The 19,829-nt window shown below is 63.6% G+C and carries 23 protein-coding genes; 15 read left to right on the forward strand and 8 right to left on the reverse strand.

Annotation, left to right across the window (positions count from 1 at the left end; all coding sequences use genetic code 11):
• Positions 1-535 precede the first annotated feature (535 nt).
• Positions 536-1,300 carry a transposase family protein gene (locus tag QSK26_RS36470; RefSeq protein ID WP_285779900.1) on the reverse strand — a complete coding sequence of 255 codons (765 nt, stop codon included), beginning with the start codon at positions 1,298-1,300 and terminating at the stop codon, positions 536-538.
• A 128-nt stretch (positions 1,301-1,428) separates the two neighbouring features.
• Here QSK26_RS36470 and QSK26_RS36475 point away from each other — a divergent pair, with 128 nt between their 5' ends.
• Both QSK26_RS36475 and QSK26_RS36480 read left to right on the forward strand, forming a co-directional pair.
• Positions 1,429-2,709: a polymorphic toxin-type HINT domain-containing protein gene (locus QSK26_RS36475; protein WP_285779901.1), complete on the forward strand. Its 1,281-nt coding sequence runs from the start codon at positions 1,429-1,431 to the stop codon at positions 2,707-2,709.
• The gene (locus QSK26_RS36480) at positions 2,702-3,223 is read left to right on the forward strand and encodes a hypothetical protein (protein ID WP_285779902.1); all 522 of its coding nucleotides are present in this window, start codon (positions 2,702-2,704) and stop codon (positions 3,221-3,223) included. The genes QSK26_RS36475 and QSK26_RS36480 overlap by 8 nt, the downstream gene beginning before the upstream one ends.
• Before the next feature lie 177 nt (positions 3,224-3,400).
• Here QSK26_RS36480 and QSK26_RS36485 read toward each other — a convergent pair whose 3' ends face one another.
• Both QSK26_RS36485 and QSK26_RS36490 read right to left on the reverse strand, forming a co-directional pair.
• Positions 3,401-4,459, reverse strand: coding sequence for a tyrosine-type recombinase/integrase (locus tag QSK26_RS36485; RefSeq protein ID WP_285779903.1), 1,059 nt, complete (start codon positions 4,457-4,459; stop codon positions 3,401-3,403).
• A 69-nt stretch (positions 4,460-4,528) separates the two neighbouring features.
• Positions 4,529-4,834, reverse strand: a complete 306-nt coding sequence (locus QSK26_RS36490; protein ID WP_285779904.1) for a hypothetical protein — start codon at positions 4,832-4,834, stop codon at positions 4,529-4,531.
• Positions 4,835-5,011: 177 nt separating this feature from the next.
• Between QSK26_RS36490 and QSK26_RS36495 the strand changes: the two genes are divergently transcribed.
• The 10 genes from QSK26_RS36495 to QSK26_RS36535 all read left to right on the forward strand — a co-directional run bounded on the left by QSK26_RS36495 (position 5,012) and on the right by QSK26_RS36535 (position 13,344).
• On the forward strand, positions 5,012-5,515 hold the full coding sequence (locus QSK26_RS36495; protein ID WP_285779905.1) for an inclusion body family protein: 504 nt from the start codon (positions 5,012-5,014) through the stop codon (positions 5,513-5,515).
• Between the two features lie 426 nt (positions 5,516-5,941).
• Complete coding sequence (locus tag QSK26_RS36500) at positions 5,942-6,388, forward strand: MarR family winged helix-turn-helix transcriptional regulator (protein WP_285779906.1); 447 nt, start codon at positions 5,942-5,944, stop codon at positions 6,386-6,388.
• Positions 6,389-6,458: 70 nt separating this feature from the next.
• On the forward strand, positions 6,459-7,346 hold the full coding sequence (locus QSK26_RS36505; protein WP_285779907.1) for an SDR family NAD(P)-dependent oxidoreductase: 888 nt from the start codon (positions 6,459-6,461) through the stop codon (positions 7,344-7,346).
• Positions 7,347-7,708: 362 nt separating this feature from the next.
• Entirely contained in the window at positions 7,709-8,866 is a 1,158-nt protein-coding gene (locus tag QSK26_RS36510) for a hypothetical protein (RefSeq protein WP_285779908.1), read from the forward strand.
• A 219-nt stretch (positions 8,867-9,085) separates the two neighbouring features.
• Positions 9,086-9,604: an SMI1/KNR4 family protein gene (locus QSK26_RS36515; protein WP_285779909.1), complete on the forward strand. Its 519-nt coding sequence runs from the start codon at positions 9,086-9,088 to the stop codon at positions 9,602-9,604.
• Between the two features lie 167 nt (positions 9,605-9,771).
• Positions 9,772-10,035, forward strand: coding sequence for a hypothetical protein (locus tag QSK26_RS36520; RefSeq protein WP_285779910.1), 264 nt, complete (start codon positions 9,772-9,774; stop codon positions 10,033-10,035).
• A gap of 373 nt (positions 10,036-10,408) precedes the next feature.
• A complete protein-coding gene (locus tag QSK26_RS42190; RefSeq protein ID WP_502888794.1) occupies positions 10,409-10,675 on the forward strand; it encodes a YxzC family protein in 267 nt (88 codons plus the stop codon).
• Positions 10,676-11,102: 427 nt separating this feature from the next.
• A complete protein-coding gene (locus QSK26_RS36525; RefSeq protein WP_285779911.1) occupies positions 11,103-12,068 on the forward strand; it encodes a polymorphic toxin-type HINT domain-containing protein in 966 nt (321 codons plus the stop codon).
• Positions 12,069-12,511: 443 nt separating this feature from the next.
• Positions 12,512-13,012, forward strand: coding sequence for a TreTu family toxin (locus tag QSK26_RS36530; RefSeq protein WP_285779931.1), 501 nt, complete (start codon positions 12,512-12,514; stop codon positions 13,010-13,012).
• Between the two features lie 26 nt (positions 13,013-13,038).
• On the forward strand, positions 13,039-13,344 hold the full coding sequence (locus QSK26_RS36535) for an immunity protein TriTu family protein (RefSeq protein WP_285779912.1): 306 nt from the start codon (positions 13,039-13,041) through the stop codon (positions 13,342-13,344).
• Between the two features lie 141 nt (positions 13,345-13,485).
• Here the strand turns inward: QSK26_RS36535 and QSK26_RS36540 are convergent, their stop codons facing one another.
• From QSK26_RS36540 to QSK26_RS36555, 4 genes are read right to left on the reverse strand one after another with little or no spacing between them, the layout of a single operon-like run.
• Complete coding sequence (locus tag QSK26_RS36540) at positions 13,486-14,559, reverse strand: tyrosine-type recombinase/integrase (protein WP_285779913.1); 1,074 nt, start codon at positions 14,557-14,559, stop codon at positions 13,486-13,488.
• Positions 14,544-14,792 (reverse strand): hypothetical protein, encoded by a 249-nt coding sequence (locus tag QSK26_RS36545; RefSeq protein WP_285779914.1) that lies wholly within the window; start codon positions 14,790-14,792, stop codon positions 14,544-14,546. Before QSK26_RS36545 ends, QSK26_RS36540 begins: the two co-directional genes overlap by 16 nt.
• Positions 14,792-14,983 carry a helix-turn-helix domain-containing protein gene (locus QSK26_RS36550; protein ID WP_285779915.1) on the reverse strand — a complete coding sequence of 64 codons (192 nt, stop codon included), beginning with the start codon at positions 14,981-14,983 and terminating at the stop codon, positions 14,792-14,794. Before QSK26_RS36550 ends, QSK26_RS36545 begins: the two co-directional genes overlap by 1 nt.
• Complete coding sequence (locus QSK26_RS36555) at positions 14,980-16,671, reverse strand: replication initiator (RefSeq protein ID WP_285779916.1); 1,692 nt, start codon at positions 16,669-16,671, stop codon at positions 14,980-14,982. Before QSK26_RS36555 ends, QSK26_RS36550 begins: the two co-directional genes overlap by 4 nt.
• Positions 16,672-17,051: 380 nt before the next feature.
• Here QSK26_RS36555 and QSK26_RS36560 point away from each other — a divergent pair, with 380 nt between their 5' ends.
• The 3 genes from QSK26_RS36560 to QSK26_RS36570 all read left to right on the forward strand — a co-directional run bounded on the left by QSK26_RS36560 (position 17,052) and on the right by QSK26_RS36570 (position 19,001).
• Entirely contained in the window at positions 17,052-17,498 is a 447-nt protein-coding gene (locus tag QSK26_RS36560; protein ID WP_285779917.1) for a winged helix-turn-helix domain-containing protein, read from the forward strand.
• 641 nt (positions 17,499-18,139) lie between these two features.
• Positions 18,140-18,457 (forward strand): hypothetical protein, encoded by a 318-nt coding sequence (locus QSK26_RS36565; RefSeq protein WP_285779918.1) that lies wholly within the window; start codon positions 18,140-18,142, stop codon positions 18,455-18,457.
• Positions 18,458-18,524: 67 nt separating this feature from the next.
• Complete coding sequence (locus QSK26_RS36570) at positions 18,525-19,001, forward strand: hypothetical protein (protein WP_285779919.1); 477 nt, start codon at positions 18,525-18,527, stop codon at positions 18,999-19,001.
• Positions 19,002-19,103: 102 nt separating this feature from the next.
• On the opposite strand, the gene QSK26_RS42005 is transcribed toward QSK26_RS36570, so the two are convergent.
• Positions 19,104-19,472: a tyrosine-type recombinase/integrase gene (locus QSK26_RS42005; protein WP_352244468.1), complete on the reverse strand. Its 369-nt coding sequence runs from the start codon at positions 19,470-19,472 to the stop codon at positions 19,104-19,106.
• Between the last annotated feature and the right edge of the window lie 357 nt (positions 19,473-19,829).

A 19,829-nucleotide genomic window follows, 5' to 3' on the forward strand; every position in this document is an offset into this window, starting at 1 on the left:
CTTATGCGTCGGGACCCTTTATTGCGGTGCCGCGCGTCCGCATGCCCTGAAGGAGTGTGGCACTCGTGGGTCGATCGCACTGGTTCGGCAAGCTGCGCCCGCCGTCTTGGTTGATAGGCGTTGTGGCGATCGTGGGCTTGCCGGGACTGTTGCAATTGCCGGCGTTTCCCGCGCAGGCGCAGCCTGTTCAGGTTCCGCTCGTTCTTCCGCAACAGATGACCGGGTCAGCCGTTCTGCCCTCTGAGGCGGATGGGGCGTCGACGCGGAGAGCCGAAACGGGTCCTCCGGCGGTTGCGGCCCCGGGCAAGGGGGAGCGGCCCAGGGGTGCTTTGCCGTTGGACGTGCGGAAGCCCAATAGGGTATTGCGCGGCAAACCCGGTGTCAGGCCGTTGCTGCCGCGCAGTGCGTCTTCGCGGGCCAAGGTCAAAGCAGATGCGTGGTCGTCAGCGCTCTTCAATTCAAATGCCGCGAGTCCCCCCAATATCACTACGTCCTATCCTGAGGATCAGTCACAGGTGGATACACTGAACGTATTTCATCCTGTTTCGCGGGCTTGGAGAACGAAGATAGCTTTGACGAGCTGACCTGCGCGAAGGGGACAGCAACGTAGTTTCCGCAGGATGCGCCAGGTCTTCAGCACCGCATTGGCGCGCTCGCCGGGGCCGCGGAGCTTGGCATGGGCGGAGTTGGCCACCTTCTGCGAGGCGGGCTTGTTCCTTCCCTTGTACGGCACCAGCACCCGCCGGCCTGCGCCAACGTACGCCTTGTCGGCAAGAGTGATCAGCCCGGCGGCCTCCAGGCGCCGGATGATGCCCCAGATTCGCGCTGCCGTCAGGTCGTGCACCGAACCCGGAAGTGATCCCGAGGTCCACAGCGGCGTTCCGTCCGGAGCGGCGAGGACCTGGACGTTCATGCCGTGGTGCCGGTGCTTGCCGGAGTAGTACGGCCGGTCGGCGGCGACCCGGTCGATCGGGATGAGCGTGCCGTCCAGGACGACGAAGGCGTATCCGGCGCGCTTTGCCGTGCGCAGTGCCTGGTCCAGGGTGGGCGAACGCTGTGCGAGCAGGGCGACGGCCTCGTGCACGTAGCGCCAGGCGGTGGCCGCCCCGACGCCGAATCCGGCAGCGACCTCGGCGAATGTCTCACCCTTGCGCAGGTGGACGAGAACGAGCATGGCCTGCTGTGCGGGGTTGAGCCGGCGCCACGGCGAACCGATCAAGGCTCGATGGCGGCGGATCACACCGGCCAGGTAGGTCAAGGTCCGGCGTGACAAGGGCAGCACAGCACGATAGAACAGCAACTCGAAGCCTCTGGTTACAGGTTGATCTTGGTCGACAACCCTTCTACCAGAGGCTTCTTTATGTCAGGACCGAACCCAGCGATCCACAGCGAGCCCACGACCTGCCACATCAGGTTGGAATCAGCTCAGTGAAGAAGGAGATCAAGCAGCGGATCAAGGACAAGTCCAAGGACAAGAAGAAGCGCCAGGACCGCCAGCAGCCCAAGGACAAGTCCAAGGAGAAGCTGAAGGAGAAGGACAGGAAGAAGGCCGAGGACCGGGCCAAGCAGAAGGCCAAGGAGAAGGCTGACCAGAAGGTCAGGGAGAAGGCCAAGGAGAAGCAGGAAAAGGCCAAGAAGAGGGCCGCCACCACTAAGAAGAAGAACAACGAGACCGTCAACGAGGACCGCCTCGAGATCATCGATGCCTTCACCGGCACCTCGATGGACGAGCCGATCGACATGTCGCTCCCGTGCATGTCGGCCATGGGCTGCGCCAAGGACATCGTCGAGGAGGTCGTGGACAACGTCACCGAGGACGTGGTCGACGAGATCATCGAGCAGGTGGCCCCCGAGTTACCGCTCGTCGGCCTCCCGGGCGACGGCCTGGGCAGCTGCGACCGCCGGCCCAACAGCTTCGTCCCCGGTACCCCGGTCCTCATGGCCGACGGCACGTCCAAGCCGATCGAGGACGTGAAGGTCGGCGACCACGTCCTCGCCACCGACCCAGAGACCGGCGTCACCGGCTCCAGGCCCGTCACCACGTTGATCACCGGCGACGGCACGAAGAACCTGGTCAAGCTCACCATCGACATCGACGGCACCCGCGGCACGGCCACCGACGTCGTCACTGCCACGGACGAGCACCCGTTCTGGATCCCCGCTCTGCGTGAGTGGCTACCGGCTGGCCAGCTCCAGCCCGGCATGTGGCTCCAAACCTCGGCCGGCACCCATGTCCAGCTAACCGCCGTCCAGAAGTGGACCACCACCCAACGCGTCCACAACCTGACCGTTGACGAGCTGCACACCTACCATGTGGTAGCAGGCGACCAGGCTATCCTCGTCCATAACACAAGTCCTCGCGGTGACTGTGGGCCCATTGACGACGATGCAGGCGCGCTGGCGAGATGTGAACGGGATAATCTAGGCAACGCTCTTGGAAAGAAGCACGCCACTTATTGTGGCGGCTATGATCCTGATGGTAATGCGTATGCTGGATGCTCTGGAAACCCAACCGGATGCGCCGAGAACGATATTGAGCGCCAGGCAGGCAGAGGTCCTGGCGGCGTGAGATTTGAAGGAGCTTTCGGCTGGCGTCAAGGCGAATGGACCGAAATTCCAGTATGTAAGAGGTGCCAGGAAAGATATGATAGAGATCAATTTCCTCCGGGCATAACATTTGATTCTGGAGGGAGGTGGAGCCGTGAGTGATAATATAGTTAGAACGGAGCTGAGCCGTCACAACTGGGGATCGCTTCGGGTGATGGGGGGCGAGGCTGACCGTATACCAGAAAGCATTCTGACTCTCGTCTCAAGCGAAACCGAGGACGATGTCTTGGCTGCATACTGGGAGCTTGAGAACTATGTCGTGGTTCAAGGGCAGCTGTTCGAGGCGTCGCAGCATGTGGTTCCCGTCTTGCTTGCAGCCCTTGCGGGGGAAATTTCACAGGTAGCTCGCAAGGCTGTTCTTGAACTGCTTTTTCAGTTGGTTTCTGGTGAGTCCGACGCAGAAGAGGTGGAGAGAGGAAATTCGGATCTCGGATCCATCTGTCGACAAAACGCTCGAGAAGGAATCTGGACATTTTATCGAGAGCTATGCTCGGGTCATTATGATCTCGCCAGAGATATTCTTGAAATGATTGATCAAGACAGGGATAGGTTTACTCATTTTGTGGACGCCTATCCGCATGGCAAGCGAAAGAAGCAGCGCGGGCGAATTGGTTAGAGAGAAATAAGAGAATCCCATGCCTCGCTCTTATGAGTGCGTGGCATGGAATCTCTTATTTATATATAAATTTTGGTCCGTATTGGGTGGGGCGCATCCTGGTGCCCGAAGTGGGCACAACGAGATTGCTTGACGGCTAAGTTGACGGCTACAGCGGCTGCGATCGTTTTCTGACGGCTACGGTTCGGGGTGGCCGTCGAGGGCGTCGCCCATGCGTTCGATGGCGTCGCGTTGGAGGCGGAGCCGGACGTGGGCGTAGGTGTCGGCGGTGATGGAGATGTGGGCATGGCCGAGCAGCTCTTTGATCACGATGAGGTCTACGCCCTGGTCCAGCAGGAGTGAGGCGCACGAGTGTCGGAGGTCGTGGAAGCGGATCGTGCGTAGGCCCGCGCGTTGAAGCAGGGCCTTGAAGTCGCGGTTGACGTTGGCCGGGTTGATCATTCCGCCGTGCCGGGTGGTGAACACGAGCCCGGTCTCGGGCCAGGCCGCTCCAATGGCTTCGCGTTCGCGCTCTCCGTGCTCGCGGTGCGTGGTCAGGGCGTCGATGCATGGGCCGGGCAGGGCGATGCGGCGTTCGGAGTTGACGGTCTTGGTGGGGGCGAGGACCAGGCCGGTGCCGCCGGGGATGTACTGGAGGGTCTGGCGGATGGTCAGGGTGCCGCCGGTCAGGTCCACATCCGTCCAGCGCAGGCCGAGTAGTTCGCCGCGGCGCATGCCGGTGCGCAGGGCCAGCATGATCAGGGCGTATAGCCGGGAGTCGCGGGAGGCTTCCAGCAGGTGGCGGGCTTCGGTGGCGGTGAGGGGTTCGATGCGCTGGCAACGTCCGGCGCTGACCTGGACGTTGCGGGCGACGTTGCGGGCGACGTTGCGGGCGAGGTCGTCTTCTCGTACGGCGTGCTGGAGCGCCGAGCGGAGCAGGGCGTGTAGGTAGACGATGGTCAGCGGGGAAAGGTATTGGCGGCAGCAGTGGCCGAGGGCGCAGCAGCGGGGCCGGTTCCGCTCAGCGGCGGCGTTCGGGTCGCGGGCGGCGTCGATGCCCTGGGCGCAGCAGCGGCAGGTGGTGCGGAGCCGGTCGAGCCAGAGGCGGACGTCCTTGGCGGTGAGCCGGTTGAGCTTCTTGGCGCCGAGCGCGGGAATCAGGTAGAGCCGTGCGCAGGTGCGGTAGCGGGCCAGGGTGGAGGGGCGGACGGTGTGGACGGCCACATGGTCCAGCCAGTGCGTGAGGTAGTCGGCCACGGACGGGTCCTGGGTGGTGCGGGGAGCGTTCTGCCGGTGTTCGTTGCTGTCGAAAACGTTGATCCAATGTCATTTCTGGGCTCTCGCCGAGGCATCGCACGGCACTGAGATGATCGTGCCACCGGCGTAGTCGCTCAGGCGGGCATCGGTGGCGTCGTTCCCGAACGCCCAGTAGACGACGGCGGAGCCGTTGACATCGCCGGCGGCCGGCAGGGGAGTGGCGCCGCGCTGCCCGGCTTCTGACTGGGCAGCGGTGGAAGGCGGCGTAGTGGCCGCGTGTACCGGCATCGCACCGCTGAGCGCGACGGCCGCCGCCAGGAGCGTGCTTGAACCACACCTCGTCGCATTGGCCGGAACCGGTGCCACCTTCGTCAACGGCATCCTTATCGGACGACCCAATGAGAAGCCTTTCAAGGGTCTTTATCGACACATCTTGACGATGGCTCATCGGCTCGGCAATATCGCCAATGTAGATGATTGACAGACAAGTCGTAGCTGCGGGATTCTGGATTACGGTCTGTTTTTGTCGGACACGACAGGGAGAATTTCTGCATGTCGGAATTCATCAACGTCCTCATCGCCATCGACGCGGAAACAATTCTCGGAAGGTATGGCAAGAACACCGATCCGAACAGTCCGACGTCGATCTCCGACAGCAGCAACTTAATCTACATGACCACCCGGCAGAACCAACTCGGGAGCACTCCGGGTAGCGAGTTGATAGTCAACGCCTCCCCCACGGACATCATCAGGTGGCGTGAGACGACACTGTCCCTGAACTCCGACTACACCAGCATCCTCTACAGGTTCAACGCCCTGTCCGGACAGGATCTGATCAGCAATCCCGTGCCGAGGTCGGTGGCCCTCAACGAGCCGCAGCCGAACAGTCAGGACCCGTTGAATCCCACCACCCAGAAAATCAACAGCTACTACTGGGAGTGCGAGGTCCTGGACACGGGGACGGTCACCTACAACTTCAGTTTCATGATTCTCAATCACAGGGGCGACAAGCAAGGTTACTACTACTGGGACCCGTACATCAATATTCAGCCCTGACAGAGTTGATTCGCCGTAGGCACGCTCAACAAGTTCAGGAATGACCGGCGGGTATTCGGTGGGTACGTCAGCGGCGCTTTACCTGACGAAATCTGCCTGGACGAGAATTGCCCGACACGCTGGTCTTGGGTGGAGCGGCTCCCGGTGGCGCAGGGGTACAGCGCAGCACACGTGAATCGCCCTTCGAGCTTAATTGAGCTGAGTGCGGCGAGGAGTGGCTCGCACAGTTCTGAGAGGCCCGCCGCAGCAATGCGGCGGGCCGGTGTGGTGGCCACTGCACCGGAGTGCGCCTCTGTGACCGGGAGTCAGGAGCGGTAGGTGTCGACGGTCTGCCCAGCCGTGAGGGTCTGGGCCTCGCCCCTGGCACAGTTCCCGCCCGACCACCTGGAGGGCGCGGTTGACATACCTTGATGTATATACAACACTGTGACTGTGAGTACCTCTTCTATCGACGAGATCGTGTCTGACTGCCTGGCGGTGCGTGTCCGGCTGATCGGCCGGTCCGTCACGAGCCTCTACGACGGCGCCCTCGACGGTCATGGTCTGACCATTGCCCAGGTCAACCTCCTGGCCGCCCTGGGAAAGGCGGGTCCGTGTCCGCCGTCGAAGCTCGGCGAGGTCCTGCAACTGGAGAGGTCCACGGTCAGCCGGAATCTGAGCCTACTGCTGAAACACGGCTGGATCGAGGCCCTGTCGTCCGATGCGAAAGGGATGCGGGAGGTTGCGCTCACCAGCGCCGGCCAGGCCAAGATCGAGTCCGTGATGCCCGCGTGGCGGCAGGCTCAGCGGCAGGCCGCGCAGCTGCTCGGGACGACGGGTGTGAACTCGGTTCAGAGGATTGCCAGCAATATGGGGTATGCGCCAGACGCCTAGACGATCAGGGTGAGCTCAAGCGCATCCCAACGGCCATATGTTGTATATACACCAAAGAGGAGGTAAGCGCATGAACGCGAGCTTCGCGAACAAGGTGGTACTGGTCACGGGCGCTTCACGAGGAATCGGCAGAGCCGTCGCGCTGGCGTTCGCCCAGGAAGGAGCACGGGTGGTTCTCGCAGCCCGCTCGGCCGACGGGCTTGCTCAGGTGGAGAACGAAATTCGTGATCTGGGCTCAGAAGTGCTGTCGGTGCTGACTGACGTGACTTCCCAGCATGCGGTGACAGCCCTGGTGGACGCCGCGATGAACCGATTCGGAAGAATCGACGTACTGGTGAACAACGCCGGAATCGGGAAGGTGGGCGGTGTCGAATCGGCGACGTTCGAGGACGACGTCCGCCAAACCCTGAAGGCGAGCCTTTTCGGGATGGTCAGCGTGACGCAACGCGTACTCCCGATACTCAGGCAACAGGGGTCGGGCACGATCGTCAACATGTCGTCCGTGATGGGGCGCAAATCGTTCTCTCGATTCGGCTCATACGCAATCGTGATGCACGCCGTCTCTGCGTTCTCCGACAGTCTTCGTCAGGAGGTGGCCGGCGGCGGTATCCGGGTCTCGGTGATCCATCCAGCGCTCACCGCCACCGACCTGCTGAAGGAGGCAGAGGAGGCTGAGATGCCTCCCCCCTTCCGGCACATGACTCCGCTGTCATCGGAAGCTGTCGCGCGAGCGGTGGTAGCCGCGGTCCGGCGCGGGAAGCGACGTGTCGTGTTGCCGCGAACGGCGAATATGCTGCTGCTCGGCGAGGCTCTGTCACCTCGCATCGGCGACCTGATCGCCACCGCGCTGACGCTACGGCCCATCGCCAGATTGCTCGGCATGAGCCGCGGAAAGACCTACCACGAAACGATCCTGAGTCACCCGAAGCCTATGAAGCAATCTGGGGTGAATCGATGAACATGCTCTACCACGTCATCGGCAACTGAAAGCAGCCTTCGGTGACCGCTTCCGGCCGGATCGGCGGCGACCCGCCGGGGCCGGTTGGGCCGCCTGATGGGGGCGGATGTGCCTCGGGCCGCGTGGAGTTGGCTGAACTAGCCGTCATGCCGGCTGGAGAGGCGTTCTCACGCGCGGCCGTGATCGGGCTGCAGCTTGCGGCGATTGTCGCTGTTCTCACGATTGAAGTCGGCGGGGGGATAGAGCTCGTACTCAGCGGCGGCCGTTGCCGTACAGGGCGGCCCCGCCGGAGTGTCGAATGTGCCATACCGGCAAGGACCCGCAATGCCCCGCAGCTACCGGCGCATACTGGCTTCCACCCGATGACCGCGTTCGTTGACCACGGAAGTGAGGGAATCGGGGAAGCCGCCACACTGCTGCTCCGCAAAGAGAACGCGGGCTCCAGCACCGCTGATCACCACATCAAGGCCGCACGCCCCGCACTCGCCCAGATCCCTGGCGGCAAGCACAAGCAGGTGCTGATTCGCACGGTCCCGCGGCGGCACCCACGCGTTCCTGAACTGGGTGACCACCCGCCGGTTGCAGTACTCGATCGTACTCAACCCGACCGAGGAGATCTGCGCCGCGATCCGCGCCCTGCCCGGGCGTGCATGGGAGTGCGCTACGACGCTGACGAGCAGGCCCGGCCTGGAGTCTGGGTCGCTGAGCTGACCCGGATGCTCCACCTGACCCCCTGGCCCAAGGCAATGCGGGTCATAGCAGAACCCGTCTCGCCGGCATTCGGGGGCGATCCGTGCCACCCGGACAGAGTGCAGAAGCGGATCGACGCTGGACGGGCCGCCTGGGGGGAGATCCCGAGGGAAGTGCGCACAATGGTGAACGGCACTACAACAACGTGTTCGAGCACGGATACGCCAGGCTTCCCGCCCGATACCTACCGAGACCGAAACCTTCAAATGGATGAAATGGAACTGAAGGACTCTCTTGCCGCAGCGGGTCTCCTGCTGCTGGACGAACGCGGAGATCTGTGCGGTCTCATTCCCCCACTCGTCACGGGCCAGGCACCGAGTTGCCCGCTCGAGGACGGCCGAACCGAGTCTCTGGTGGACATCGAGGACCCGCTGTTGCTCGAGAAGGCGAAGCCAGACTGGTACCGGCTTTCGGTCGAAGCGGGGCTCTTCTCGGAGGTCGATCGACGCTTCCTCGTCGCATACACCCTTGTGGAGGACGGTCCTTCGCAGTGGATCTGCGTGGCGTTGCAGGACTCATGGGACATCATGGGGAGAGGCGCTTCAGGCTTGCTCGGTAGCGAGTACTGTCGCCCAGAATTCCGTATGCTGTCGCTCGACGGGTCAGTGCTCGTCTGTGGGACCACCTGGGAGTCCGCGATCAGTACATTCGTGCTGAGGGATCCACGGTATTCACAAGTCCTTCGCAACTTCGCCGAATGGGTGGCGACAGGTGAAATCGGACATCCGGTGGAGAGTGCTGCGGCGCGTTGCTGGCTCGACAGTCCTTAGCCTCGGAGGTTGGCATCGGTTTCCATGGAATGAGCTGATTCCAACCTGATGTGGCAGGACGTGGGCTGGTCAGTGCGCCGGACACGATGTGGTTGGGACCTGGAAAGCCGCCGACTTGGATCGATATGATGAAGCGAGTGAACAGTAGTCTTTCGATCCAAGGGTAGTGTTGTCCCGTGGGGTGCAGTCCTGGGAAGTTCGTACTCGTGGATAACAGGGGTGGCGGTGTCTGATTGGTCGGCCCTTTTTCTGGAAATGGAAATGGCTAAGCGCAGGTTGGCGATCAGTGACCGAGACGGGCTCTGGCGCAATGAGCCACGTCGAGCTCCGGCCGCACCTGAGCGGATCGCGGAGATCACCACGGTGACGCACTGCACTCTGGACCCCGAGTATGTCGATTTCCTGCTCCACGCGGATGGTTGGCCTGCCATCTTGCAGGACATCGATCTCTTTGGGACAGCAGATTTCGGCACCACCGCGTACGCTGATGCCGAGGAGCTGGTGCGTGTGATCGAGAATGAGGTGGAGATCGAGCGAGGAGCGAATATCTCCCGCCTGATTCCTATCGGTGTGTCAAGGGCAGACATTGACATTCTCGTCATGCCGTGCGAGAGAGATGATCGGCCTGCCCCGGTTATCTGGCTTGCAGGCGGGGAAATCGAAAGATACCGGACCTTCTCAGATTTCTTTCGAGGAATGATCATCGAGAATCTGGCAGAGGCGGCCTCCCTCGCATGAAAGGGAATGATAGGAATCGGGTCGCCGGGAGGTGAGGTTCCTCCCCGCGACCCGATCAGCTTGAAGAATTCTGTCGAGCGGCCAGGCAGTCTTCAGCCGCTTGGCCAGCAACTCAGCCCCTACCCGTCGATCAACCTCAACCGTTACACGTATGCCATGGGCGACCCATGTCGCTCACCGATCCCTCCGGCAACTGCCTCTTCTGCATCCCGCTCGCCTTCCACGCGATCCGCATCGTGGCACAGATCACCCAGCAGACCGTGAAGAAGGCGGTCAAAAAGCAGATCAAGCAGCAAGTGAAGAAGGAGATCAAGCAGCGGATCAAGGACAACTCCAAGGACAAGAAGAAGCGCCAGGGCCGGCACCCATGTCCAGCTAACCGCCGTCCAGAAGTGGACCACCACCCAACACGTCCACAACCTGACCGTTGACGAGCTGCACACCTACCATGTAGTCGCCGGCGACCAGGCTATTCTGGTTCATAATGATGGGCCTGGCGCGGACGACGCATATGACCATAGCCTTTATAAGGAACATCTTCGACAGTGGAGCAAGTACGGCACGGGTGGAATGCGTGAGCTTCCAGATGGCCGTTATCGATACTATGATCCGATCGCTCCTCCCCAGAAGTCGGGCGAAATGGCAGGGCGGCGGAGGCTGCGCGAGTGGGATCCTCCAACTAACGAAAAGCGGACCTGGCATGAAACTGTCGACCATGATGGTCAGGTGCGACCGGAGGCGGGTGGACCTAAAGTCCACTACACGTTCGATGGTTGCGGAAACTACACCGGAAGTTGGTGATCTATGGGTTCCGGGCCAACCAGACGCGAAGCCTATGACATGCTGCGGAACCTGGTTGCAGGGAAGATCTCCCGCGAGGAGGCGAATGACTGGGCATCAATATGGAGCGGAACGGATAGAGATGTCGAAGTGGACGATGAATTCACTTGGGCCATGCTGAGTCGCCTTCACGGTTGTGATATCCAAGTCTCTCCTGGCGAGTACATGTATAGCGCTCTCGACTTTCGAGAATGGTTGAAAGAGTTTGAGGGCAAACTGAATGCGCGGTGATTCCAAGATTCGGCCATAAATTGAGGGTCGGGCCAGTGTTGCCCGGTCTCGATAGCGGCGAATGTCTCACGCTCGCCGCTTTATATGAAATCGAAAATGTCTATTAAGAGTCGAAATATTCTGTCGCTGGCATTTAAAGCGGAAGCCCCGCCGGAACATTCTGGCGGGGCTCGGAAGGCTGGTTGACGGCTAAGTTGACGGCTACGGCAGCTGTGATCGTTTTCTGACGGCTACGTTTCGGGGTGGTCGTCGAGAGCGCCCGCCATGCGTTCGATGGCGTCGCGTTGCAGGCGGAGCCGGACGTGAGCGTAGGTGTCGGCGGTGATGGAGATGTGGGCGTGGCCGAGGAGTTCCTTGTCACGATGAGTTCGACGCCCTGTTCCGGGAGGACCGCCTCGAGATCATCGATGCCTTCACCGGCACCTCGATGGACGAGCCGATCGACATGTCGCTCCCGTGCATGTCGGCCATGGGCTGCGCCAAGGACATCGTCGAGGAGGTCGTGGACAACGTCACCGAGGACGTGGTCGACGAGATCATCGACCAGGTGGCCCCCGAGTTACCGCTCGTCGGCCTCCCCGGCGACGGCCTGGGCAGCTGCGACCGCCGGCCCAACAGCTTCGTCCCCGGTACCCCGGTCCTCATGGCCGACGGCACGTCCAAGCCGATCGAGGACGTGAAGGTCGGCGACCACGTCATCGCCACCGACCCCGAGACCGGCATCACCGGCCCCAGGCCCGTCACCACGTTGATCACCGGCGACGGCACGAAGAACCTGGTCAAGCTCACCATCGACATCGACGGCACCCGCGGCACGGCCACCGACGTCGTCACTGCCACGGACGAGCACCCGTTCTGGATCCCCGCTCTGCGTGAGTGGCTACCGGCTGGCCAGCTCCAGCCCGGCATGTGGCTCCAAACCTCGGCCGGCACCCATGTCCAGCTAACCGCCGTCCAGAAGTGGACCACCACCCAACGCGTCCACAACCTAACCGTTGACGAGCTGCACACCTACCATGTGGTAGCAGGCACAACGCCGGTGCTGGTACATAATTGCCCTGCCGAGAAGCCGGGCTTCTTCAAGCGGGTCTTTGGAAAGAAGGAAGCGGCGCCGGCTCCCGGGCCGAATGCTCGTGTCGGCGATCTGAGAAGTTTGGAGTCTGACGGTAGCTACAGCGCAACCAAGGCCGAAGATCTACGCGATCTTGAGGACGACGAGCTAATGGCCGCAGCGCAGCAGACCCAGCTGCCGGATGCCATGTATGTTTACAAGGGTGGGAACGTGCTCGGGAATGGCAATCACCGCATGCGTGAGCTTTTGAGGCGAGCAGATAGTCCTAATTCGAGTATTACAGATGACACACCTATCTACATTTTAGGGTTCGGTAATTGATAGGTTTCGGGTGGGCCAGGCGCCGTAAGCGCGTCTGGCCCCAGGTCGAGAATCGGGCTGGCGTCCTCAGCAGGGGAGATATCAAGAGGGTTTCTCTTGGTGAGGTCGAGCGTATAGCCCGGCAAGCGAAGACTCATCATCGGAGCGGGCAAGGGCGCCCCGTCTGGCTGGATGAGCATCGTGCATCAATATCAGATCTCTACCTTACATTCCTGCACGCGGAGTCCGAAGACTGCTTTCGGTGTTCGGTCACAGCGCTTTTCACGGATGGAGGGGGCGGCCATTTCTCACTAGATGTTACGCGAGATGAGTTCGATACACTTCCAGATCTGGAAGAACTCGCCGTAGTTGAACTCGCACATCGTTTCCTAAAATCATTTCCTACTATTCCGCTAGATGACGAACAGCGGGCTGCGTGGGAGCGTGGCTACGGCGAGGTTTAAATTTTCTCCCTACGCAAATGGCTCCCCGCCGCCCAACTCCAGCCCGGCATGTGGCTCCAAACGTCAGCCGGAACTCACGTACAGCTCACCGCCGTCAAGAAGTGGACCACCACCCAACGCGTCCACAACCTCACCGTCGATGATCTGCACACGTACTATGTACTGGCGGGTGCCACGCCGATCTTGGTTCACAATTCCGGGGGCGACGACGGCCTAGTCACCGTGGGGCGCTGGATGGGTACGGGTGAATATCAGAAGATGCTCAGTACGGGCATGGTGCAGCCGGGGGGTGGCGGCTTCAGTTACGTCGTCCATCCTTCCGATCCCAACGCTTATATTTCATCGCGGCCAGGATCGGTCTATGTAGAATTTGATGTGCCGAAGTCGACGCTGATTCCCGGCGGACGGCCAGGTGACTATAAAATGTCTGACTCGACGACGGTATTTTCTCGCTTGTCGGTCAAAAAGGGCGGCGCTCCACTGGAGTTGCCAGAGGCGTAGAACATCCGACTTGGCGGAGGTACAACATGCCCCTAGAAGGTTCTGACCTGCTGGAAGCGGCTTCAGTGTGGATCGCGAACATGCAGCGTGGGGATGGGCCTTCCCTCCTGTCGGAGATCGAAGAATCGCCAGCCGATCGTGATCCACGATCTATCCGCTGGATCCTTGAAGGGTCGGAAAAGATGGGTCAGGTCATCCTATGGACGGATGGCCAAGCTGAGCTGGATCTGGTAGACGCTGAGTCTGGAGATGTGCGATCTGAGCATGCGCAGATCGAAGATCGGGAAGGCATGGAAAGGGCCCTGCGGATTGTTCGCGATTGGGTCCTCTGAATGGAGACCGCATAGCGATCGAGGGCGACCGAGAGTGCCCTAAATACTCGAATGCCATCAACGATGGAAACACGCTGGCCCCACCGGATGGTTTTCCGGTGGGGCCGCTGTGGTGTCTGACGGCAGTAGTTGACGGCAACGTCAGCGGACGGGCGCTGCACAAACGGGCGGTTCGTTGCCGTCGTCGGGTCGGGTGGCAGGCTCGTTGCGGTTGCGGAGGGCGTGGCCGAGGAGGTCGATGGCGTCGCGTTGGAGGCGGAGTCGGACGTGGGCGTACACCGTCGCGGTCACGCCGATGTGGGCATGGCCCAACAGCTCCTTGATCACGACGAGTTCGACGCCCTGTTCCAGGAGCAGAGTTGCCGCCGAGTGCCTGAGATCATGGAAGCGGATGCGCCGCAGAGCAGCCCGGCGCAGTAGCGCGTTGAAGTGCCGGGTGAGCGTGGCGCCCTCGATCGGGTTGCCGTCGGTCCGGGTGAAGACGTAACCGCTTGCCTTCCAGCTCGCCCCTGCCGCCTCGCGCTCCTGGTGCTGCCGGTCGCGGTGCTGTTCGAGGGAGCGCCGACACTCGGTGGGCAGCGCGATCCTTCGTTCCGAGCTCTGGGTCTTGGTGGGCAGGGCCGTCAGGCCTCGGGAATTGGTGCGCTGGAGGGTGCGGCGGATGCTGGCGGTCCCGCCGGCCAGGTCGAGGTCCTCCCAGCGCAGGCCGAGGAGTTCGCCCTTGCGCAGTCCGGTTCGAAGGGCGAGTTCGAATAGCGCGCTCAGCCGGTGCCCGTGCGTGGCGGCCAGGAACGCGCGCGCCTCCTCGGCGGTGAGGGGTTCGAACCGGCGGGGCCGGGGGGTACCCATTCGGACGTTCCTGGCGACGTTGCGGGGGATCTCCTCCTCGCGGACGGCGTGCTCCAGGGCGGACTTGAGCACGGAGTGCACGTAGGCCAGCGTCAGCGGGGACAGCCGCTTGCGGCAGCACGTGCCGATCGCGCAGCACTGGGGCTGGTCGCGGTTGGTGTCGGTGCCGCGTGCGCAGCACTGGCAGGTGGTGCGGAGTGGGTCGAGCCAGGTGCGGACGTCCTTGGCGGTGAGTTTGGCGAGCTTCTTCCGTCCGAGGCCGGGGATGAGGTAGAGGCGGACGCAGGCGGTGTAGCGGGTGTGGGTGGTCTCGCGGAGCCGGTGGACGGCGACGTTCTCCAGCCAGTACGTCAGGTACGCGGCCACGCTGCCCTGCGCGGAGGGGACGGGAGGCCGCGGTTGCTGGCGGCGATCTTCTCGGTGAGCTTGGCCAGGGCGTCTTTGCGGGTGGTGCCGTAGACGCGGAGGCGCTTGCGGGTGTTGCCGGGAGCGAGGACGTATCCGGCGGCTTCCCAGCGGCCGTCCTTACGCTGGTAGACGGTGCCGTCGCCGTTGGCGCGCACGCGGCGGGAGGCGGGGGTGTCTCGGGGTGTGGGCATCAGGCGGCGGCTTCCTGGTCGAGGCGGGTGCGGATGAAGTCGGTGAGGGCGTGGGCGGGGATGCGGCGGGCGCGGCCGAGGGTGATGGAGGCGAGCTGGCGGGTGCGGAGCAGGTCGTAGACGGCGGAACGGCCGAGCTGGAGGCGGGCCATGACCTGGGGAACCGTCAGCAGTTCCGTGCCGGCGGTCACGCGGCGGCCCCCGCCCGGACAGCACTGGTCAGCCGATCAGTGGAGTGACCGACCGGGTGACCGGCGCGGTCGCCGGAGCGTTCCGAGCGTCGGGTTCGGGTCGGTTGCTCGGGTCGGGTCTGCCGTTTCGCGGCCAGGAGGTCGGCGAGGTGTTCGAGTTCGGGCAGGAGGCCGGTTCCGGCGTACTGCCAGTGGGAGATGACCAGCGTCGTGTCCGAACCGTCGGGCCGTGCGGCGATATCGCGGTGACCGGGACGGTGACCTGTGGAATGACCGTGATCGGGTCGGTGACCGGCTGCCAGGTCGGTGGAGTGTCCGGCGCGGTCACTGCCCGGAGTGCTGTCCGTCTGGCCGGCCTGGGTCTCAGTCGATGCCGGGGCGGGGGTCTGGGTGTCGGGTCGGCTGGTTCGCCAGGCGGTGCGTTCGGCGCGGAGGTGGGTGAGGGTGGTGGAGTAGTGGCGGGTGCGGGTGGAGAAGTGGCCGCGGAAGCCGAGCATGTGGGCCCATTGGCGCAGGCGTAGGTGGGCGTGTCGGCGGTTGGTGGCAAGGTGCCAGGCTGTGTGGATCATGCGGCGGGCGTGGTCGGTGATGTCGTACTTGTGCAGCTCGGCGAGGAGGCGGAGTCGGCGGTCGAGGGTGCCGGTGGTGGTCTCGGCTCCCTTGGTGGCGTACTTGGCGATGTAGGCGGCGACGTGTCGATCGGTGACTGGGCCGTCTCCGCTGAAGTCGGTGCCGCGGATCGCCCGGACGTCGATCTGCCGCCCGAACCGGAACACCAACCGCCCACCCCGATGTGAGTTTTGGGGCTGGGACGCGGGAATGTCCCCGGCGGGCTGCGGTTGCTTCGGCGGTTCGCCCTCGTGGTGGACGCGGGTACGTGTGGCGGCGGCGCGGACGGCGTGGTCGAGGAGTTGGGTGGTGGCCCAGGTGGGCGGGGTGCTGGTGGGTCCTGTGGGTCCGTCGAGGCGGATGACGGCGTGGAAGTGGACCTGGCCGCGCTTCTGGTACTCGGCGACCTTGGCGTACGACAGCGTGGCGTGGTCCTTCAGGGTCCGTTGTGTGAGCCCTGCCGCCTTCGCGATCTCCCGTCGCAGGTGGGTGGTGAAGCGTGCCCACAGGGCCGGGGCGTGCGCGTTCCACAGGACCGCGCCGGTGTAGTCGTACCGCTCGGGGTCGAGCGGCGTGCCCAGCAGTCGGTCGTGGTCGGGGTGGGCGCGGCCGCAGTGGCAGGGGCCGGTGTCGGGTTGGTTGTGGACGGGTCCGAAGCCGGGTGCGGTGAGGGTGGTGAAGACGCGGGGGTGTGCGGCGACGCTGGTGGGGACGGTTTTGCCGCCGCGTAGTCCGGCGGCGATGAGTTGGTAGGTGTCGTAGCGGTAGACGGTGGAGCAGGCGGGGCAGCGGGTGGCGCGGCGGTTGGCGCAGCGGACCAGCAGTTCGCCCGCTGGGAGCCGACTGGAGTCGAAGTGGTCGAGGATCTCGCCGGTCGCACTGTCCAGCCGGGTGCGGTGCCCGGTCAGTCGGATCGGGTGCGCGCAGCCGCCGAGTCCGGCTATCTGTTGTGCGAGGGATGCGAGTTGGCCGGTGGCGGCGAGCTTGGCCAGCTTGGCGGTGAGCCGGGCACGGCGGTCCAGCGTCGCCCGCCCACCCGTTGGCACGGCGGTGGACCTGTTCTGGGGTGCGGTCGGCATGGCGAACGTGGACGATCGCCGGCATGCGGTCGTGGCGTTTGCGGGGTACGGGAGTGAGAGCTGTGCGGGCATGTGGAACGGGGCCTTTCGGCGGGAACGCGGAAGCGGTACGCGCGAGGTGGTGTGGGCAGGCCGAAGTCGTCGGCTCACAGGGGAACGGGGCGCCTCGGAGTGGGCGCGGGGCCGGACCGGAGGGGGTTGGTCGGCGGGAGCGGTGGTGATCACCGGCGGGTGCGTGACGTTAACATCGCCTCACCGGCGCATTCAAGTGCATCCCTCCTGATTCCTTTCTGCTGGGTGGTGGGACGCGGGTAGTGTGAGGCCGGTTTCCGGGTTTGGACGGGCCGAAATCCGGTGGTAGTGGGGCACGGAGGGCATGGGTGACCGGCGTGGTGGTGGGGCGACGCGGACGCAGGCCGGCGGGCAGCGGGGTGCCGCTGACGTTCGAGGTGATCGCCGAGACCGTGCGGGAGCGGATCCGCTCCGGCGGGCTGCGGCCGGGAGATCCGCTGCCGACGCAGGCCGTGCTGATGCGGGAGTTCGGGGCATCCAGCCTGACCGTGCAGAAGGCCATGACCGTGCTGAAGGAGGACGGGTGGGCGGTCTCCCGCCCCGGCAAGGGCGCCTTCGTCGCCCACCGCGACCACCCCGACCATGAGGCCGAGGCTGATGACCAAGACGGCAGGGAGGCAACCGAACCCGCAAGCGGAACGGCTACCCGCGTCGAGGCGCTGGAACGCGCCCTGGCCGACGCCGTCGACGAGATCGCTGACCTCCGTCACCGCGTTCAGGCCCTGGAGGCGGGCGGCGACGAGCGGGGCCGCTGACCCGCCGGGCGGGGCGGGCTTCGGGGCTGCGTTCAGATTTTCTCTACGAGGTTCAAGGCGGGCCCCGCCCGCCGAGGCTGGCCGCCGTCGCCGACAAACCCGCCGTTCAATCGGGAGGCCAGCTACGCCGCAGGTGGCGAGCCGCCCCGGCAGTCGGGGGTGATCCGGGGCTGCCGGAGCGGCAATCTGCCTGGTCGTCGGGCTGACCGTAACTGGGCTCCTGGCGGAGCAAGTTGTCGCCTACGACCGTCCTACGGCCGGATCGCAGCACAGGGCCGACCAGGGGGCCGACCCTTCACGTGCGTCGCGCAGGCTCACCGAGGGCGGTGGCCGGCACCGCCTTCAGCGGGGAGCGAAGCTCCCGGCCGCCCGTCGCAGGCCAACCCCTCCCGCCCCGGCCCCCGCGCTGCGAGACTGATCGACGCACCAGCTGGCCGCACGCCTGCTGAGGGTCGCCCCGGCGGCCGCCCGCCGAACCGTGGAGGTCATTGGGCCTATCTGATTGGTCTAGACCCTTGACGGCAGTAGTGACGGCAACAACCACGAACAACCCCAGCCGAACCCGCACCCCAGCGGACCGCCGAATACCGCTTGACCTGCGAAAATGCAGGTAGAGAGGGGTCGCCTAGCACACGTACTATGTGCTGGCGGGACAGACGCCGGTCCTGGTGCACAATTCGAATGGCCTGTGTGGAACCGCGGCGCTGGAAAACGGCGACTGGCAGCACATCGTGGACCGTCACCGGCCCGGAGGTGCGCTGGTGGACGATGCCGCTGGGATCTTCACCGGTAAGGCAAAGCACGTTCGCCAGCGAATAGCCGACACTATCAACCGGGGAACGCCGAAGCCCAATACGCCGGACCCTGTTACAGGCGAGGCGCGGCCTGGTCAAATCTACGAGTGGGATTTCGGAACCCTGTCGGGAGGGCGGGCCCGGCGAATGGTGGAGGCGAGCTAACTGGTGTCCGCGTAATCGTTAACGACGGAAAAGTCGTGACGGCGTTTCCGTACTAAGTGAGTAGCGAGTGAGGAAAAGCGTGATTCAACTCTCCTTCTACCTCCCGGATCCGGGTTCAGCCTGGACCAAGACCTGGGACGCTGCCAAGCAGGGCGATCCGGCCGCGATCAGCGAAATGGACCTCCGCTACAAGTGCTTCGGGGTGAATTTCGAACTGATGGTTGGCGACGTTGAGATCGTCTCAAAGAAGAGATTTGTGACTCTCGTCGATCTGGCCTTGTCTCTCTCTGGTGCGGTGAATCGCATCTCGGCAGGTGAAGATGCCGCATTCGGTTTCACTGAAAGCGAAGAGGTGATTCATCTGCGTCAAGATGGCGATCTGGTTGCGGTGAGTTCATCGAAGCATCCAATGCGCGGAGCCGTGGGACGTGAAGAGCTCGTGGGTGAAGTTCTTCGATTCCTTCGGGAAGCGTATTCGCGGTTGGTTACAGAGATTCCTGGGTTGTCGGCAAACCCAGTTATCCAGCGAATCTCGTCGGAGTAGGTAACCTACCTTCGAAGGCGATAGAGATATAAAAGTAGAGGCCCCGCTGGAGTTTTCCAGCGGGGCCTCTACGGGCGTTTGACGGCAACGGTGACGGCAACGTCAGCGGACGACGGGTGGGAGGTCGGGGCCGTCGCTGCCAGGGCTGAGAGCTTCGCCGAGGCTGTCGATGGCTTGGCGCTGGAGGCGGAGTCGGACGTGGGCGTAGACGCCGGCCGTCACGCCGATGTGAGCGTGGCCGAGCAACTCCTTGATCACGACGAGGTCGATGCCCTGCTCCAGGAGGAGGGTGGCGGTCGAGTGCCGGAGGTCATGGGTGCGCCGTGAGGCGCGGTGAGTCGAGTGGAGGTAAAGACCTTCACCGCTGACTCTGTCGCAGCAGGGAGGTGGAGCTGAGGGCAGCCTGATCCGGGTGGTGCCGGGGAGGGCGGGAGCAGCCCTGACAACGCCGGGACGGGCCAGTACTACCAGATGGTCCGGGTCCGGCTAGCGAGACGGAAAGGAGTACGCGAGGAACCGGCGTGTGACACCCCCTTGATCAGGCGCCAGCTCGAACCTGGTGGATATGGGCTGGAAGCGGTGCGCATTCGCCCCTCATTACGGGCGGAGAACTCTTACGGCGGTATGTATGAGCCGCTGGGGAGGTTGTGAGGAAGATCTGCGGCGTACTCACAGCGATGCCGCAGGGGCATGGTCGGGCTCCTTCACCGGCACCTCGATGGACGAGCCGATCGACATGTCGCTCCCGTGCATGTCGGCCATGGGCTGCGCCAAGGACATCGTCGAGGAGGTCGTGGACAACGTCACCGAGGACGTGGTCGACGAGAT

The sequence above is a fragment of the Microtetraspora sp. NBRC 13810 genome, from assembly GCF_030268685.1.
Classification (GTDB): Bacteria; Actinomycetota; Actinomycetes; order Streptosporangiales; family Streptosporangiaceae; genus BSRQ01.

Excerpts from the sequence above, each read along its gene's own strand:
- QSK26_RS36555 (WP_285779916.1), bottom strand. The coding sequence starts at position 16,671 with ATGCCGACCGCACCCCAGAACAGGTCCACCGCCGTGCCAACGGGTGGG.
- QSK26_RS36525 (WP_285779911.1), top strand. The coding sequence starts at position 11,103 with ATGGACGAGCCGATCGACATGTCGCTCCCGTGCATGTCGGCCATGGGC.
- QSK26_RS36545 (WP_285779914.1), bottom strand. The coding sequence starts at position 14,792 with ATGCCCACACCCCGAGACACCCCCGCCTCCCGCCGCGTGCGCGCCAAC.
- QSK26_RS36510 (WP_285779908.1), top strand. The coding sequence starts at position 7,709 with ATGACCGCGTTCGTTGACCACGGAAGTGAGGGAATCGGGGAAGCCGCC.
- QSK26_RS36520 (WP_285779910.1), top strand. The coding sequence starts at position 9,772 with ATGTCGCTCACCGATCCCTCCGGCAACTGCCTCTTCTGCATCCCGCTC.
- QSK26_RS42190 (WP_502888794.1), top strand. The coding sequence starts at position 10,409 with ATGGGTTCCGGGCCAACCAGACGCGAAGCCTATGACATGCTGCGGAAC.
- QSK26_RS36495 (WP_285779905.1), top strand. The coding sequence starts at position 5,012 with ATGTCGGAATTCATCAACGTCCTCATCGCCATCGACGCGGAAACAATT.
- QSK26_RS36505 (WP_285779907.1), top strand. The coding sequence starts at position 6,459 with ATGAACGCGAGCTTCGCGAACAAGGTGGTACTGGTCACGGGCGCTTCA.
- QSK26_RS36535 (WP_285779912.1), top strand. The coding sequence starts at position 13,039 with ATGCCCCTAGAAGGTTCTGACCTGCTGGAAGCGGCTTCAGTGTGGATC.